This is a genomic window from Trichococcus alkaliphilus, from assembly GCF_003008695.1.
Lineage (GTDB): Bacteria > Bacillota > Bacilli > Lactobacillales > Aerococcaceae > Trichococcus > Trichococcus alkaliphilus.
Genome location: NZ_PXZT01000010.1, coordinates 15,132 through 30,056, shown reverse-complemented (window position 1 = coordinate 30,056; position 14,925 = coordinate 15,132). Strand labels below are relative to the sequence as shown.

Annotated in this window: 16 protein-coding genes; 4 read left to right on the top strand and 12 right to left on the bottom strand. The window is 48.6% G+C overall.

The window, feature by feature from the left end:
- Nucleotides 1-7: 7 nt before the first annotated feature.
- Nucleotides 8-946, top strand: coding sequence for an L-serine ammonia-lyase, iron-sulfur-dependent, subunit alpha (gene sdaAA / locus C7R73_RS09095; RefSeq protein ID WP_106450209.1), 939 nt, complete (start codon nt 8-10; stop codon nt 944-946).
- A 110-nt stretch (nt 947-1,056) separates the two neighbouring features.
- Here the strand turns inward: sdaAA and C7R73_RS09090 are convergent, their stop codons facing one another.
- The 8 genes from C7R73_RS09090 to murB form a co-directional block, all read right to left on the bottom strand.
- Nucleotides 1,057-1,434: a RidA family protein gene (locus tag C7R73_RS09090; RefSeq protein ID WP_106450208.1), complete on the bottom strand. Its 378-nt coding sequence runs from the start codon at nt 1,432-1,434 to the stop codon at nt 1,057-1,059.
- 135 nt (nt 1,435-1,569) lie between these two features.
- Nucleotides 1,570-2,073, bottom strand: coding sequence for a cyclophilin-like fold protein (locus C7R73_RS09085; RefSeq protein ID WP_153060381.1), 504 nt, complete (start codon nt 2,071-2,073; stop codon nt 1,570-1,572).
- Nucleotides 2,074-2,275: 202 nt separating this feature from the next.
- Nucleotides 2,276-3,346 carry an ABC transporter substrate-binding protein gene (locus C7R73_RS09080; RefSeq protein ID WP_106450206.1) on the bottom strand — a complete coding sequence of 357 codons (1,071 nt, stop codon included), beginning with the start codon at nt 3,344-3,346 and terminating at the stop codon, nt 2,276-2,278.
- Nucleotides 3,343-4,194, bottom strand: a complete 852-nt coding sequence (locus C7R73_RS09075) for an ABC transporter permease (RefSeq protein WP_106450205.1) — start codon at nt 4,192-4,194, stop codon at nt 3,343-3,345. The genes C7R73_RS09080 and C7R73_RS09075 overlap by 4 nt, the downstream gene beginning before the upstream one ends.
- Entirely contained in the window at nt 4,191-5,006 is an 816-nt protein-coding gene (locus tag C7R73_RS09070; RefSeq protein ID WP_106450204.1) for an ABC transporter permease, read from the bottom strand. Before C7R73_RS09070 ends, C7R73_RS09075 begins: the two co-directional genes overlap by 4 nt.
- Nucleotides 5,007-5,017: 11 nt before the next feature.
- A complete protein-coding gene (locus C7R73_RS09065) occupies nt 5,018-6,106 on the bottom strand; it encodes an ABC transporter ATP-binding protein (protein WP_106450203.1) in 1,089 nt (362 codons plus the stop codon).
- 196 nt (nt 6,107-6,302) lie between these two features.
- A complete protein-coding gene (locus C7R73_RS09060) occupies nt 6,303-8,006 on the bottom strand; it encodes an ABC transporter ATP-binding protein (RefSeq protein ID WP_106450202.1) in 1,704 nt (567 codons plus the stop codon).
- Between the two features lie 88 nt (nt 8,007-8,094).
- On the bottom strand, nt 8,095-9,009 hold the full coding sequence (gene murB, locus C7R73_RS09055) for a UDP-N-acetylmuramate dehydrogenase (protein WP_106450201.1): 915 nt from the start codon (nt 9,007-9,009) through the stop codon (nt 8,095-8,097).
- Nucleotides 9,010-9,345: 336 nt separating this feature from the next.
- Between murB and C7R73_RS09050 the strand changes: the two genes are divergently transcribed.
- The 3 genes from C7R73_RS09050 to C7R73_RS09040 are packed head-to-tail and all read left to right on the top strand — an operon-like array spanning nt 9,346 to nt 11,201.
- Nucleotides 9,346-9,594: a hypothetical protein gene (locus tag C7R73_RS09050; RefSeq protein ID WP_106450200.1), complete on the top strand. Its 249-nt coding sequence runs from the start codon at nt 9,346-9,348 to the stop codon at nt 9,592-9,594.
- 16 nt (nt 9,595-9,610) lie between these two features.
- A complete protein-coding gene (locus C7R73_RS09045) occupies nt 9,611-10,372 on the top strand; it encodes an exodeoxyribonuclease III (RefSeq protein WP_106450199.1) in 762 nt (253 codons plus the stop codon).
- 43 nt (nt 10,373-10,415) lie between these two features.
- Nucleotides 10,416-11,201, top strand: a complete 786-nt coding sequence (locus C7R73_RS09040; protein ID WP_106450198.1) for an SDR family oxidoreductase — start codon at nt 10,416-10,418, stop codon at nt 11,199-11,201.
- Between the two features lie 98 nt (nt 11,202-11,299).
- On the opposite strand, the gene C7R73_RS09035 is transcribed toward C7R73_RS09040, so the two are convergent.
- The 4 genes from C7R73_RS09035 to C7R73_RS09020 all read right to left on the bottom strand — a co-directional run bounded on the left by C7R73_RS09035 (nt 11,300) and on the right by C7R73_RS09020 (nt 14,924).
- Complete coding sequence (locus C7R73_RS09035; protein WP_106450197.1) at nt 11,300-11,944, bottom strand: dienelactone hydrolase family protein; 645 nt, start codon at nt 11,942-11,944, stop codon at nt 11,300-11,302.
- Nucleotides 11,937-12,590: a phosphoribosyltransferase gene (locus C7R73_RS09030; RefSeq protein WP_106450196.1), complete on the bottom strand. Its 654-nt coding sequence runs from the start codon at nt 12,588-12,590 to the stop codon at nt 11,937-11,939. Before C7R73_RS09030 ends, C7R73_RS09035 begins: the two co-directional genes overlap by 8 nt.
- Before the next feature lie 158 nt (nt 12,591-12,748).
- Nucleotides 12,749-13,717 (bottom strand): metal ABC transporter substrate-binding protein, encoded by a 969-nt coding sequence (locus C7R73_RS09025; RefSeq protein ID WP_205076498.1) that lies wholly within the window; start codon nt 13,715-13,717, stop codon nt 12,749-12,751.
- 676 nt (nt 13,718-14,393) lie between these two features.
- Nucleotides 14,394-14,924 carry a GNAT family N-acetyltransferase gene (locus C7R73_RS09020; RefSeq protein ID WP_106450195.1) on the bottom strand — a complete coding sequence of 177 codons (531 nt, stop codon included), beginning with the start codon at nt 14,922-14,924 and terminating at the stop codon, nt 14,394-14,396.
- Nucleotide 14,925: the final 1 nt, after the last annotated feature.

Below are 14,925 nucleotides of genomic sequence, written 5' to 3'. Positions count from 1 at the left end.
TACCGCTTTGTACAATAAGATTGCAGAATTGGTGACCGCCGCGGAGGAAAGCGGCAAACCGATTTCCGAATTGATGCTGCTGCAGGAAATGGCCAAGAGCCACCGGACGCGCACGGAAATTTGGGAACAGATGCGCAACAATTACCACGTCATGAAAGCCGCAGTCGAAAAAGGATTGGCTGGCGATGGCGTGTTTTCCCCCACTGGGTTGACAGGCGGTGAAGCCGTGAAACTGCGGAACTATCGCCAACGCGGCAACACGCTTTCAGGCGACGACCTGCTGATCGCGGTGGAGAGCGCCATCGCCACGAATGAAGTCAATGCTTCATTGGGGATCATCTGCGCCACCCCGACCGCTGGTTCATCGGGGACTTTGCCCGGTGTGATGTTCGCCATCAAGGATAAACTTGGTCTGACGGAGGAGCAGATGGTCCAGATGCTGTTCTGCGCCAGCGGCTTTGGCATGGTGATCGCCAACAATGCCATGATCGCCGGTGCTGCCGGAGGATGCCAAGCCGAAGTCGGGAGTGCATCCGGGATGGCAGCCGCTGCGGCCGTCGAAATCGCGGGCGGTACGCCTGAGCAGGCATCGGAAGCGATGGCGATGGCCATCAGCAATCTGCTCGGCCTCGTCTGCGACCCGGTTGCCGGATTGGTCGAGATTCCCTGCGTCAAGCGCAATGCAATCGGTGCGGTCAATGCCCTGATCAGCGCCGATATGGCCTTGGCCGGGCTGACGAACAAAATCCCCGCCGACGATGTGATCGAAGCGATGCGCAAAGTCGGAAAAAACCTTCCCGCCTCCCTGCGCGAAACCGGCTTGGGCGGTTTGGCCGCCACACGTGAAGGCGTCCGCCTGAAAATGATGATCTTCGGCCAGCAGCTGGAAGTCAAGCCGGAATGGGTTGATGACCAGCCCCCGGTCAAAGCGAATCCTTTCGAATAGCGGTTTCGGGTTGTTTCTTTGTGTCTGACTTGTTCGCGTTCTGTGCCTCAAACAAAACAAAAATAGCTGCCATCAGATCAGAACATTCTGATCGGGTGGCAGCTATTTTTTTAGTCTTTTGCTGCGATGGCTTCGATTTCGATGACGGCATCTTTCGGTAATGCGGCAACCTGCACCAAAGAGCGGGCTGGTTTATGTTCGCCGAAGAATGCAGCGTACGCGCTGTTGATGGCGTCAAAATCATTGATGTCCTTCACGAACACGTTGACTTTCAGGATTGATTTCAACGAGCCGCCGCCCGCTTTGACGATCGTCAACACATTTTTCAGGCTGGCTGTTGTCGCTGCAGCAGGGTCAGAAACAAGTTCCTTCGTTTCCATATCGATCGGTAATTGTCCGGATGAAAAGATGAAGCCGTTCTTTCTTGTTCCTTGCGAATAAGGACCGATCGCTGCGGGTGCTTTGTCTGAACTGATGAATTTAGTCAAGAGATTCCCTTCTTTCTTTTTAATCTTATTTTAATGATAGCACAACCTTGCGCGGATTGTGAAGCGGAAATTCTTCGACAGACTTTTTGAGTATATTGTGAGTGCGGCTGCCAAACCAATACAATCCAACTGATTTCAATCAGAAACCTTGGTAACAGATATTTCCCCTGTCAATTCTTTGATATGTTCTCCCCCTGAAACGGCTATTCCCAAATCATACAACCCCCGATAACGTCCAAAGCTGCCATAATACATGACGACATTTCCCCATGGTTCGAAATAGGCTAGTGTACCAGCGGGGCCTTCTGCACTTGGAGTGTTACTGATATTCAGTTTTGTTGGCGGATAAAATATTTTTTCGTTATTCCCATAATTCTCCACCATTATTTTCAATGGAAGCTGATTATAGAGTGATTCTGCTGCAACACTATTATTTAGCATAAATACAACAGTATGCGTGTTATCTTGAATTTGTATCTGCATTTTGTTTTCTCCTGTCTCAATACCATTTTCTGATGATTGACTATCTTGTAACCTTGAGTTCAAATCTGTTTCACCTCTTTCAGACGTTTGTCTATAGCAAGCGGCTAATAGACAAACAGCGAAGAGCATGAAAGTTAGCAAGATTCTCTTTCTCATTATCCCGCCTCGCTTAAATGAAATAATAGTATGTTTCTATGCAATCTTACCTCTTAAGCTTAAGATTAAGTCAATGTTTTTCTCCACAAAAAAAACGACCTTTCAGTCGTCTTTGGTAGATAATTAAACAATCGATAATCAAATCGCCAGTTCATTTGGTTATGAGGTTATCCATTTTCCGTATGTTCTCCTTATTTCTTTATTATTTTCGATACATTTTGATTTCCAGGAAGAGGTCATTATAAGTCCCGAGGTTTTTGGCTCCTAGGTTTTCGTAGACTTCGAGTTTGTTCATGATTTCGTCGGACGGATAAAACTGTTCATCACTGGTGATTTCGGGATCCATCAGTTCGATGGCGGTTTGGTTCGGTGTGGCGTAGCCGACGTATTCCGCATTGATGGCCGCATTCTCAGGTTCCAGCATGAAATTGATGAAGGCATAGGCGCCTTCAATATTTTTTGCGGTCTTCGGTATGACGATGTTGTCGAACCACAGATTGGAGCCCTCTTCTGGGATCACATAATGAAGATTTTCGTTTTCCCATAGCATCTCGCTGGCTTCACCGGAGAAAGTGACGGCAATGGCCGCTTCTTCCTGGATCATGTACATCTTGATTTCATCGGCAACGATGGCTTTGATGTTCGGCGTGATGTCTTTCAGTTTATCCGCGACCTCAGTCAAAACGATTGGATCCGTCTCATTCAGCGAGTAGCCTTCACTTTGGAGTCCTAGACCGATCACTTCGCGCGCCCCGTCGATCAGAAGCAGGCTGTTTATGTAGCTCGGATCCCAGAGATCGGACCAGGAGGTGATCTCTTCCTTCACCATTTTGTCGTTATAGATGATGCCCAATGTACCCCAGAAATAAGGGATGGAATATTTGTTTCCTTCGTCGAACGGCAAATCGAGGAAACGCGGATCGATGTTCTCCAGGCCTTCGATCTTCGAATGGTCCAGTTCGATCAGCAAACCTTCTTCAGCCATTTTATTGATCATGTACTCCGAGGGGATGCTCAGATCATAAGCCGTTCCGCCCTGTTTGACTTTGGTATACATCGCCTCGTTCGAATCAAACGTTTCGTAGGAGACTTTATAACCAGTCTCCTCTTCGAATTTCGCGATCAGCTCCGGTTCGATATAGTCGCCCCAGTTGTAGATGGTCAGCGTATTCCCTTCCGAAAAACCTTGCGCTCTATTCAGAGTATTTATCCCAAAAGCGATTACTGCACAAACAAGCAGCACAACGGCCGCCATTCCCATTAATTTTTTCATCCTTTTTTCACCGTCCGTCCCGAGCCGGCGCGTTTCCCGATTGCCTTCAATTGCTGTGCATGTTTATTGTGCTCATACTGTTGAATGAAATAGTAGCTCAAGACCAACAGCAACGTGAACAGGAACATCAGCGCACTGAGCGCATTGATCTCCAGGCTGACACCACGGCGGGCCCGTGAATAGATTTCCACCGCCAAAGTGGTGAAGCCGTTCCCCGTCACGAAAAAGGTCACCGCAAAATCATCCAAGGAATAGGTGAAGGCCATGAAGAAACCGCTAAGAATCCCCGGAGTGATGCTCGGGATCAGAATTCTGCTGAAGACTTGGCCGGAGCTGGCACCCAGATCCTGGGCTGCACTGATCATCGAATCGTTCATCTCATAAAGCTTCGGCAGCACCATCAGCACGACGATCGGAATCGAAAAAGCGATGTGCGACAACAGCACGGATGAGAAGCCCAACGAAAAGCCGAGAATCGTGAACAGAATCAACAGGCTTGCCCCGATGATGACATCCGGAGAAACCATCAGCACGTTGTTCAGACTCAAGAGCGTATTCTTGATGCTGCGTTTTTTGGTGTAATAAATGAAAATTGCGCCCATCGTGCCGATCGCAGTTGCGATGAGGGCCGACAGCAAAGCCACCAAAAATGTGTTCAAAACGATGCCGATCAAGCGCGTATCCTCAAACACGGCTTGGTAATGCTCCCAAGTGAAGCCGGTGAAGGCGTTCATGGTTCCGCCGGCATTAAACGAATAAAAAATGAGATAAAAGATTGGCAGGTACAGGATGGCGAAAACGAGCACAAGAAATGCATTGTTCCACTTCGTGTTGGTTGTTTCCTTCATTTGACTCGCCTGCCTTTCTTCTTTTTGTCACTCGTCAGGGACATGATGGCGATCATGCTGATGATCAGGATGACGCCGATCGTTGAGCCCATACCCCAGTTCTGGGTGACGAGAAAATGCTGTTCCACAGCAGTTCCCAAAGTGATGACCCGGTTTCCGCCGATCAGACGCGTCAGCATAAACAGCGACAGTGACGGAATGAAGACGGCCTGGAAACCGCTGCGCACGCCGCTAAGCGTCAAAGGAAAGATGACCCTAGTCAAAGTCTGCATCCTTGTTGCACCCAGGTCCTCGCTGGCGACGATCAAGGCCGGGTTCAGCTCTTCGATCGAATTGAAAATCGGCAGAATCATGAACGGCAGCTCGATGTAGGCCGCCACGAAAATGAAACTGAAGTCCGTGAACAGAATCTGTTGGGGACCGATGCCCATGAAGCTCAGGAATTGATTGACCGTACCGCTCTGACTGAACAAACCGATGAAGGCGTAGGCCTTCAGCAAAAGATTGATCCAAGTCGGCAGAATGATCAAGGAAAGCCAAAGCTGCTTATTCTTCGTCCGGCTCAGGAACAGCGCCGTCGGGTAACTGATCAGGAACGTCACGAGGGCGATGGTGAACGCATAAAGGAACGAATTCAACGTCATCCGCAGATAATTTCCCGAGGTGAAATAAGTCGCGTAGTTGGCAAAAGTGAAGGCCCCGGTGATGTCGAAAAACGACTGGTACAGGATCAGCAGCATCGGTGAGAGGACAAACAACCCTAACCACAACATATAAGGAACAGAATAGAACGCTCTAGAATTTTTCGTCATGGCTCTTCCCCCTATTCTTCATAGCTTTCCAGACGGGCATCGAACTCTTCTTCAGATTCTCCAAGTCGCATGACATGGATATCCTGCGGACCGAAATGGAGTCCGACATCCTTGCCGATTTCCGCGCGCTTGGTGGAATGGATCATCCACTCGTTTCCGTCCTTGTCGTAACCGATGATCTCATAGTGGACACCTCGGAAAAGCTGCATATCGATATTCACGACTAACTTGCCGTTTTCGACTGTCGTCAGCTCCAGATCTTCCGGGCGGATGACGATTTCGACCTTTTCGCCTGGTGTGATCCCCGCATCGGAACATTCGAATTCCTTGCCGACGAAGCTGACTTTGTAGTCCTCCACCATCGTCCCGGGAACGATATTGCTCTCGCCAATGAAATCCGCAACGAACCGATTGATCGGCTCGTCATAAATATCCACAGGTGTGCCGCTCTGGACAATCGCACCCTTGTTCATGACGAAGATCCAATCGCTCATTGCCAACGCCTCTTCCTGATCGTGCGTGACATAAATGAAGGTGATGCCCAGCCGCTCCTGCAGTTCCCGCAGTTCGTACTGCATATCCGTGCGCAGTTTCAAGTCCAAAGCCGACAACGGTTCATCCAACAGCAGCACATCCGGTTCATTGACGATTGCCCGGGCGATTGCGACGCGCTGTTGCTGCCCACCCGACATTTCGCTGATTTCACGGTTTTCGTAGCCCTCAAGTTGAACCATTTTCAAGGCTTCATCCACTTTCAGCTTGATCTGTTCCTTAGGCATTTTTTTGATCGTCAGCCCGAATGCGATATTATCGAAAACATTCATGTGGGGAAACAAAGCGTAGTCCTGGAAAACGGTATTGACTTTGCGTCGGTTCGCCGGCACGTCATTCACCGTTTCGCCGTTGATTTTGATGACGCCTTCCGTAGCGTCCGCGAATCCGGCGATCAAACGCAGAATCGTCGTCTTCCCGCAGCCGGATGGTCCCAAGAGGGTATAGAATTTGCCTTTTTCAAGTTCAAAGTTAATATCGTGCAACACAGTTTCATCATCGTAGACTTTTTTCACATTCTCCAAAGTAATGATCGGATTCTCAGTCATTTTCTCCCGCCTCCGTCGTTTAATTATGGGCGCTGAACGTTCACTCCGATCGGATGCGATCAGACATTCACTCGTTACCATTATGTTAGCACAAAACACTATTATCATATAAGAAGTAGCATCCTTTGCAGCAAAAAACACGAACAAAAAACGCCAGAAAAAATCATTCTGGCGTTTTGAACTTATATGGATTTTATCAGAACAAGCGCGCGGCCCGATCGTAGTAGACGAATTTTTCCGTAAAGGAATAAGGGTCCGTCATTCCGATCTGGTTGGCGAAGGTGAACAAGGTGGTCTCTTTCAATGAGGCGATCTGGATCAGCCTCGGATTGATGAGGACAAATGCGGAACTCGTATCGGCCACAATTTTCCCTTTAGCCATGACGACCGCTCTGCGGGTGTATTCCAGCATCAGGTGCATGTCATGCGTTACGATCACGACGGTCACACCGTTCTGGTGGATCCGTTGGAGGAAATGCATGATGTCTTTATAATGGCTGAAATCCTGCCCGGCTGCCGGCTCATCCAAGATGATCAGCTCCGGATCCAGCGCCAATACGGATGCAATCGACACCCGTTTCAGTTGGCCGAAACTCAGCATCGATAACGGCAAGTCTTTGATGTATTGCAGTCCGCAAACTTTCGCAACTTCATCGACTTTCCTTACAATCTCTTCCTCAGGCATGTTGCGCTGTTTCATTTTTAGAGCTATCTCTTCATAAACGGTTTCTTGCGAGAGGCTGTCTTTCGGGTTCTGCGGGACGTAGCCGACATAGTTTTCCGCTTCATCCGCATCGATGTCGCTGACTTCATGGCCTTTCCAATAGATGTGGCCACTCTGCGGTTTTTCCTCACCGGTCATCAAACGGGAAAGTGTCGATTTGCCGGCGCCGTTCGCACCGACAAGGCTGATCATTTCCCCTTTGTAGATGCGGAGAAAGGCACCGTCGACGATGTCCTTGTCGTTCCAAGGGTATTTGAACGATAAGCCGTCAAGCTCCAGAAGCACTTCATCATAATCGGGATACCGGAATTGCGGCAGATAATTCAGCCAGCTTTCCATCTGTTCCTTTAATTGCGGCCCGTTCACTTTCTTTGCGTTCGCCAGTTCCCGGACATTGTCCAGATCGACTCCCGCATAGCGCATAGCTGTGATGTAAAGGGGCTCCCGGATGCCGATGTCACTCAGAATTTCGCTGCGGAGTATCTCCTCCGGCGTCGCATCCGCGATGATCCGCCCGCCGGAAAACAGCAAGATGCGATCGATCGGTTGTGCCAAGACATCTTCCAGCCTATGTTCGATGATGAGGACGGTTGTGTCGCTGACACGATGCAGATCATCGATGAATTTCATGGCCAAATCCCCGGAACTCGGGTCCAGATTCGCCAATGGCTCATCGAATATAATCACTGGCTTGCCATCCAAGGAGATACCTGCCATCGTGATATCACCCAACTGCTGTTCCGACAATTTCATGAAACTGCGCTTCAGATAAGGGCGTTTCTTCAAAAAATCATGCCAATTGTCCATTTTTTTCAAATCATCTGCTGTACGGAATGGGACCTGTTGCTTCACTCCAAATTTCCCCATCTGGTCCGCGTGGGGAATCAGACTGTTCTTGACCAGTTTCATTTCATTGGGAAGAAAATCTTCAAAGGGGGCAATCGTTTGATCGATTTGATGGTGAAAGAGGATGTTTCCGCTCGCATCGCCGTTCTCTTCACTCGGCAATACGCCAGTGAGGCAGCGGGCAAAGGTCGTTTTCCCGGAGCCGCTAGGGCCGAGCACAAGTATTTTTTCTCCTTCGTAGATGGTGACATTAAGTTCTTCTAACGTCGGTTCCTTTTGATCTGAATAGGTGAAACTAAAGTTCTGAAAAGATATCAGTGGTCTTCGCATGGGCTATCCTCCTTCATTATATATTCAAAAAAATAATTAAGTGCTATTCAAAAAAGAGCTGAATGTTCGCACCCAGCCTTCTTTTCACCTATACGCTTCCCACTGTATCTTCTCCAATGATCCGGACTTCCGTTTCCAATGGCACATCATAATGTTCCATTATGACTTCTTTGATATGTGCAATCAGTTCAATGTAATCGGTCGCTGTGGCACTGTTGATGTTTACGATAAAGCCTGCATGCTTCATCGACACCTGTGCCCCGCCCCAAATCAAACCTTGCAGACCCGCTTCTTGGATCAATTTACCTGTGAAATACCCGGTCGGCCGTTTGAAGACGCTGCCGCATGAAGGATATTCCAATGGTTGCTTCGATTCGCGCAAAGCCGTCAATTCATCCATTCGGGCTTTGATTGTTTCCTGCTTGCCTTTTTCCAGGTGGAAGACAACTTCCAGAACGATTTCGTTCGTTTCCTGCAGCTTGCTGTGGCGATAGGAAAACTCAAGATCATTCTTCTCGTAGGTTTTGATTTTGCCTTCACGCGAGATCACCACTACGGATTCAATGACTTCTTCGACTTCACCGTCATATGCTCCGGCATTCATGTAGACCGCTCCACCGACGCTGCCGGGAATGCCGCATGCGAATTCCAAACCGCTCAACCGCTCAGCCAAGGCCATCCGCGAAGCATCAATCAAACGTGCGCCGCTCTGGACAATCAACCGATGGCGCTTCACTTCCATGTGATCCATTTCCGTCAGAATCATCACGATGCCGCGGATGCCGCCATCCTTGATGATGACATTGCTGGAATTGCCCAATACGGTCAAAGGCGCTTGCTTTTCATTCACCCATGCAACGATTGCCGCTACTTCATCTTTGGATTTCGGAAAGACCAGTACATCCGCAGGGCCACCTGTTTTTGTGTATGTATAATTTGATAAGTTTTCATTCTCTTTAACGATAGTTTCAGGAAACTGTTGTTTTATTTCCGTCCCCAACATGCATTTCACCCACTAATTTTATTTATGTAGTCCATTCTAACATCACTTGATGCGGATTTGTATCAAATAAGTAAGCGGCAGCGATTAATTATATTTCTTTAACCATATGTTAATCTTTTTTTAATCAAAAGCATTTCCGCACCTGTTCATGCTATTTTAACACAAGTTTATGAAAAAATTTACAATTTAATCAATTTGAAATAGCTTTGTTAGATATCTGTCTGCCGGAAAGAGTCCTTTTTCATTTTTTGGACACGAATTCCGGCCCTATTCCTTGCGATCCAAGCGCATAGGTATGGTAAAATATTACAGATAACAGAAAAAGGAGGCTGCTTTATGCAACCGAAACAAACCAGAAACGGAATAACATTCACACTATTGTCCATCCTTTACCCTATTTACCTCTTCACTACCAAAGATCCCGGCTCCGTATCCACTACCTCGTTGGTATTGGCGCTGTTTTTGCCGATTGTCGGAACGATTTTTGCGCTGAACATTCCAGAGCCTAAAATGAAGTGGACATTGGCCACCATCAATCTCTTCCTCTTCATCCTGTTCCTTTACTATACGATTGCGTTGCGTTAAGGCTGGTGAACATAAAATGGATCTAAAATTTGTCTCTTGGAACGTCAACGGCTTACGGGCCATCGTAAATAAAAATTTTGCGGATATTTTTTCGGACTTCGATGCCGATTTCTTCTGTCTGCAGGAAACGAAATTGCAGGAAGGACAGATCGATCTTGCGTTCCCCGGGTATGAATCCTACTGGAATTACGCGGAGCGCAAAGGCTATTCCGGTACGGCAATATTCACAAAGCATACACCGCTTTCTGTCCGGTTGGGCATAGGCGCTGCCGAACATGATTCGGAAGGCCGAGTCATCACCTTAGAGTATGCCGGCTTCTACCTGGTCACTGTCTACACGCCCAATTCCCAAGAGCAACTGAAGCGGTTGGACTACCGGATGGATTGGGAGACTACCTTTCTGGCTTATCTGAAAGGGCTGGAGTCTGAAAAACCAGTTGTCGTCTGCGGAGACCTTAACGTTGCCCACGAAAACATCGATCTGAAGAATTGGAAAACGAACCGCAAGAACGCAGGCTTTTCGGACGAGGAACGCGCCAAGTTCAGCGAAGTGGTCGCCAACGGATTCATCGATACCTTCCGCTACTTTCATCCGGATGCGGAAGGGAGATATTCCTGGTGGAGCTACCGCTTCAACGCCCGCAAAAACAATGCCGGCTGGCGGATCGACTACTTCCTTGTATCGGACGCTTTGAAGGATGCCTTGGTCGACGCGGATATCCATGAGAATATCTTCGGCAGCGACCATTGCCCCGTATCGCTGAAGCTTTCGCTGTAGTCGCGAAATATTTGAAGTATCAATCAGTCGGGAGGAATGGAATATGGATTTTCAAAATCGTGTGGTCGTGGTGACCGGCGGAGCGAACGGCATCGGCCGAGCCACTGTGGAATCTTTTTTGACAGCAGGTGCCGTTGTCGCATTCGTTGACACAGATAAGGAAGCCGGCGAAAAGATCGTTTCCCGTTTCGCAACGAACGATGTGTATTTTCATCACGGGGACATCGCTGAGGAAGCTGCCCTTCACGCTTTTGCGGATGCCGTCAAGCAGCGCTTCGGCAAAGTCGATTATCTGGTGAACAACGCCTGCATCAGCAAAAAGGGGATTCTATCGGAATGTTCCTATCAGGACTTCAATTATGTGCTGGCTTTGGGCATCACGGCGCCATACCTGTTGACGAGTTTGTTTTTGCCGGTTTTCACAGCTGACGCTTCGGTCGTGAACATCGCATCAAGCCGCGGTTTCATGTCGCAAGAGGACACCGAAAGTTATTCGGCAGCTAAAGGCGGCATCCTTGCGTTGACGCATGCGCTCAGCATTTCATTGGCTGGAAAAGCCCGCGTCAATTCCATCAGCCCTGGTTGGATCGACACAGGTTCCTTCCATAAAGATGAGGACTATCAGCCGAACTATGAGACCGCAGATCTCCTGCAGCACCCTGTCGGTCGTGTCGGCGTGCCTGATGACATCGTGCAGACGATCCGCTTCCTCTGCAGTGACGCAGCCGGCTTCATAACCGGACAGAATTTCACTGTCGACGGCGGGATGTCCAAGTTGATGATTTACCACAACGATCACGGCTGGAACTATAATCCTGAATCCAAGTGATCGACATTGTTGAGTGCAAGCGCAAGCTGAAGTTCCCATAAAAAATAAGCAGGACCCCGCTCATTGAAAGGGGTCCTGCTTATTTTTGTTACCTAGCCTTATTTTCCCGGAAACTGCTTCACAAACCATTGCGCAGCCAACTCGGCGACCTGCTCCAGCGTACCGGCTTCTTCGAACAGATGGGTGGCTCCCGGAATGATGGTCATTTCCTTCTCGCAGTTCAGCAACGCGTAAGCCTGCTCGTTCAGTTCGATCACATCGTCATCATAGCCGCCCACCAACAACAGGGTCGGGGCTTTGACCATAGCCAGATGCGCCTTGGCCAAATCCGGCCGTCCTCCTCGAGATACGACGGCCTTTATTCCATCGCCCAACTCAGCGGCTGATTGCAAAGCGGCGGCCGCGCCAGTGCTGGATCCGAAATACCCTATCGGCAACTGTTTTGTTTCATCCTGCTGCTTCACCCAGTTCTCCGCAAGCGTCAACCGCTGGGCCAACAAATCGATGTCAAAACGCTTGTCGGTCCACTCGCTTTCCGCTTCCGTCAAAAGATCCAGCAACAAAGTGGATAACCCATGCGCCCGCAGTACGCTGGCCACGTATTTGTTGCGCACACTGTGTCGGCTGCTTCCGCTGCCATGGGCAAAAATGACAAGACCTTTCGCGTCTTTGTGCAGTACCAGATCACCATTCAACGTGACACCATTTCCAGTTATCTTCACTGCTTTTTCCGGATCACTCATCTGCCTTCTCCTCCTTAACGTTCATGCTTCGGAGCAAGGAGACTACCTCCGCATCGTCGAGCTGATCGAAATGGACATAATAGGCGCCCACCGCTCCGAGATAGTCATCCGTCCGCTCCAAGGCAACGACTGCATCCACCATTTGGTCCATCTTTTTCGCGGTATCCTCTGGTGTGACCGGGACTGCCACAATGATGCGTTTCGGGTTCCGTTTTTTTAGTGCCGCTATTGAGGCGAACATCGTGAAGCCGGTCGCGATGCCGTCGTCCACGATGATGGCCGTTTTGCCTTCCAAGGACTGGATGTTCGCAGCGCCGACATACGTTTCCCTGCGCCGGTTGATTTCCTGGCGGAGCCGCTTCAGCTCCCATTCCAGCCAATTTTGGTCCAACACCCCGTGCTCGCCCGGATTGAAAATCGGGTCCGCATCCTCTGTGATGGCCCCGATGGCATATTCAGGATTGAATGGGTGTCCGATTTTTTTCGTGATGAGCAAATCCAGCGGTGCCGCCAATTTCTTGGCGATCTCCACGCCCAAAGGCACTCCCCCTCGCGGCAAAGCATATACGACGATATCTTCTCCGCGGTACTTCTCCAAAGCTTCGGCCAGCAGGATGCCGGCTTCTTTCCGATCGGTAAATAACATACCTTTCCCTCCTCGTCCGACAATATCTTCCCATTGACTGAAACAAGTGCATGTTGTTCGACTGTTTTCCGATTTTCATTGTAAGCTTTTTCTGCAGTCTTTTCTCAACCAAATCATAGCACGCAAACGTCCCAAGGAGGAACAATAACACTTCTGGATCAGTTGATGCTTCTCTTCAATGCCTCAAGATTTTCCAGCATCACCGAAATATAATCCGCACCCTGTTCCTGGTCCTCTGCGGTGATCCCTTCGAGAGGGCTCAATACCGCCAATTCCACTCCAACCTCTTCCGAAAGCGTCTCCGCCGTCTGTGAAGAAGCATTGTTTTCAAAATAAATGTGCGAAATATTGTTGGCCTTCACGTAATCGGAAAGTGTCGCCAAAGCTGCCGCGCTCGGCTCGCTTTCGGCATTCAGACCCGTCACGGAAATCTGATTGAGATCATAGCGGGCCGCCAAATAGGCGAAGGCAGCATGCTGCGTCACAAAAGTACGGTTTTCCGCCCCATCAAAAGCGGCTCGGTAGGCTTCATCCAATTCGTTCAGTTTTCCGTTATACGTTTCGGCATTTTTCAGATAATTCTCGGCATGTTCCACATCTGCTTCGGCCAATCCTTCCGCAATCGTCGTTACCTCAGTCTGCGCCAGCACAGGGTCCAACCACACGTGAGGATCAACAGTATGGCTATGTCCCGTCTCCGCATCTTCTTCCTCGGACTCGTGATTATGCGCGTGGGCTTCGCCTTCATACTCCAATAGCGTGATCGCTTCGCTTGCACAAATGACAACCATATTCGAAGTGTCGATGGAAGCCAACACGTCCGGTACCCACGTCTCCATCTCAGCGCTGTTGTAAATGAACACATCCGCATCCTGGATTTCCGCGATCATCTGGCTCGAAGGCCCAAAGGAATGGACTTCCATTCCTGCTTCCAAAAGCAGGCTCACGTCGGCATCGTCCTGCGCGACCTGTTTCGTAAAATCGTACATCGGATAAAAGGTCGTGACAACCTGCAGCTTGTCCGACTCCGTATTTTCTGTTGTGCTCTCGGCTGCTCCGCAACTAGCCAAGAGCACAGCTGTCCCCAATAGCGAGAACGCCCACTTCATATTCTTTTTTTGATTCATTTTTTTCCCCCGTTTTCTCTTTATGGCCTATCCCAAGTCAGATAATGATTGCTCGTTACAAATCGTAACGATTACGTTTTAAAGGATAGCGTAAAGAGTGAGCGGATGCAAGCATTTTGTGTCCAATAATTTATTTCTTCATATATGCAAATTTCTATGCAAATTTCGCACACAACAAAATACGATGGCTGCCAAACACCAAAATAAAAAGGAAGTGCTCCAACAATCGGAACACTTCCTCCTAAATCAGTAGCCTCATCTTTGCTTCATTGATTGTTCAATCTTAACGATCTACGAACTTTTCAATACTAGTTATGCTTGTCTTTCAGGCAAGTCATATAAGCTTTCGCTTCTAGCTGCTTAAATGAAATCTACTGTTTATTAATCTTAGGATGGGTCAAGTTTTCATGTCTTAGAAATGCATCTAGAACACAAATTCCGAACCATCTAAGATTTTGCATTAACAGCTTAACTGAAAAGCTGTTAACCGGAAAATCTTTTTGAAGGATTTTCCTGAAAGAGTCGCATACTCTTTTGTGTTTCTTTGTTTTACTTAGTATGTCTCTCTTTGTATAGTTATAATAACATGTAAGCGTTAACATGTCAAGCGGAAAATGACGTTTTAAACAAAATATTCAAAATATTTTCGCCTAAAACGTCATTCCGTTCCTGCATATCAGTCTATCATCAGACTCATCAATACGCCATCGATAAATTCTCCATCGATCAGCATGGCACGCGGCATCACCGCTTCTTGCTGGTAACCCATTTTTTCATAGAGATGGATGGCTCGTTCGTTTTCTCCATGGACCGTCAATTCCAAGCGGCGGATGACACCACTCTCGATTGCCCAGGTTTCGATTTCTTCCATCAGAACCGATCCGATTCCGAATCCCCAATAATCCTTCTCGACGGTAATACCGACTTCTCCTATGTGCCTAAGCTTCGGTTTATCCACTGCCCCGACGGATGCCAAGCCAATCAATTGCTTGTTGTTTATCGTCGCAATCAGCATCACGTTGTTGTCTTTCTCCATCAAATCTTCCAGATATAATTCTTCGAAGGCTTCGGACAATTCCAAACCTTCAGCCCCATATGCCAAATAAGGCGTTTCGGCGCCGGTTTTTCTGCTGAAAGCAATGATGTCCTTTGCATCGGCCGGGATGGCTTCCCGGATCATGATTTCGACTTTCTCTCTTTTGCGCATG

Bases quoted from the DNA above. Each gene is read 5' to 3' on its own strand.
- C7R73_RS09085 (WP_153060381.1), bottom strand. From the start codon at position 2,073: ATGAGAAAGAGAATCTTGCTAACTTTCATGCTCTTCGCTGTTTGTCTA.
- C7R73_RS09080 (WP_106450206.1), bottom strand. From the start codon at position 3,346: ATGAAAAAATTAATGGGAATGGCGGCCGTTGTGCTGCTTGTTTGTGCA.
- C7R73_RS09075 (WP_106450205.1), bottom strand. From the start codon at position 4,194: ATGAAGGAAACAACCAACACGAAGTGGAACAATGCATTTCTTGTGCTC.
- C7R73_RS09070 (WP_106450204.1), bottom strand. From the start codon at position 5,006: ATGACGAAAAATTCTAGAGCGTTCTATTCTGTTCCTTATATGTTGTGG.
- C7R73_RS09065 (WP_106450203.1), bottom strand. From the start codon at position 6,106: ATGACTGAGAATCCGATCATTACTTTGGAGAATGTGAAAAAAGTCTAC.
- C7R73_RS09060 (WP_106450202.1), bottom strand. From the start codon at position 8,006: ATGCGAAGACCACTGATATCTTTTCAGAACTTTAGTTTCACCTATTCA.
- murB (WP_106450201.1), bottom strand. From the start codon at position 9,009: ATGTTGGGGACGGAAATAAAACAACAGTTTCCTGAAACTATCGTTAAA.
- C7R73_RS09050 (WP_106450200.1), top strand. From the start codon at position 9,346: ATGCAACCGAAACAAACCAGAAACGGAATAACATTCACACTATTGTCC.
- C7R73_RS09045 (WP_106450199.1), top strand. From the start codon at position 9,611: ATGGATCTAAAATTTGTCTCTTGGAACGTCAACGGCTTACGGGCCATC.
- C7R73_RS09040 (WP_106450198.1), top strand. From the start codon at position 10,416: ATGGATTTTCAAAATCGTGTGGTCGTGGTGACCGGCGGAGCGAACGGC.
- C7R73_RS09035 (WP_106450197.1), bottom strand. From the start codon at position 11,944: ATGAGTGATCCGGAAAAAGCAGTGAAGATAACTGGAAATGGTGTCACG.
- C7R73_RS09030 (WP_106450196.1), bottom strand. From the start codon at position 12,590: ATGTTATTTACCGATCGGAAAGAAGCCGGCATCCTGCTGGCCGAAGCT.
- C7R73_RS09025 (WP_205076498.1), bottom strand. From the start codon at position 13,717: ATGAATCAAAAAAAGAATATGAAGTGGGCGTTCTCGCTATTGGGGACA.
- C7R73_RS09020 (WP_106450195.1), bottom strand. From the start codon at position 14,924: ATGCGCAAAAGAGAGAAAGTCGAAATCATGATCCGGGAAGCCATCCCG.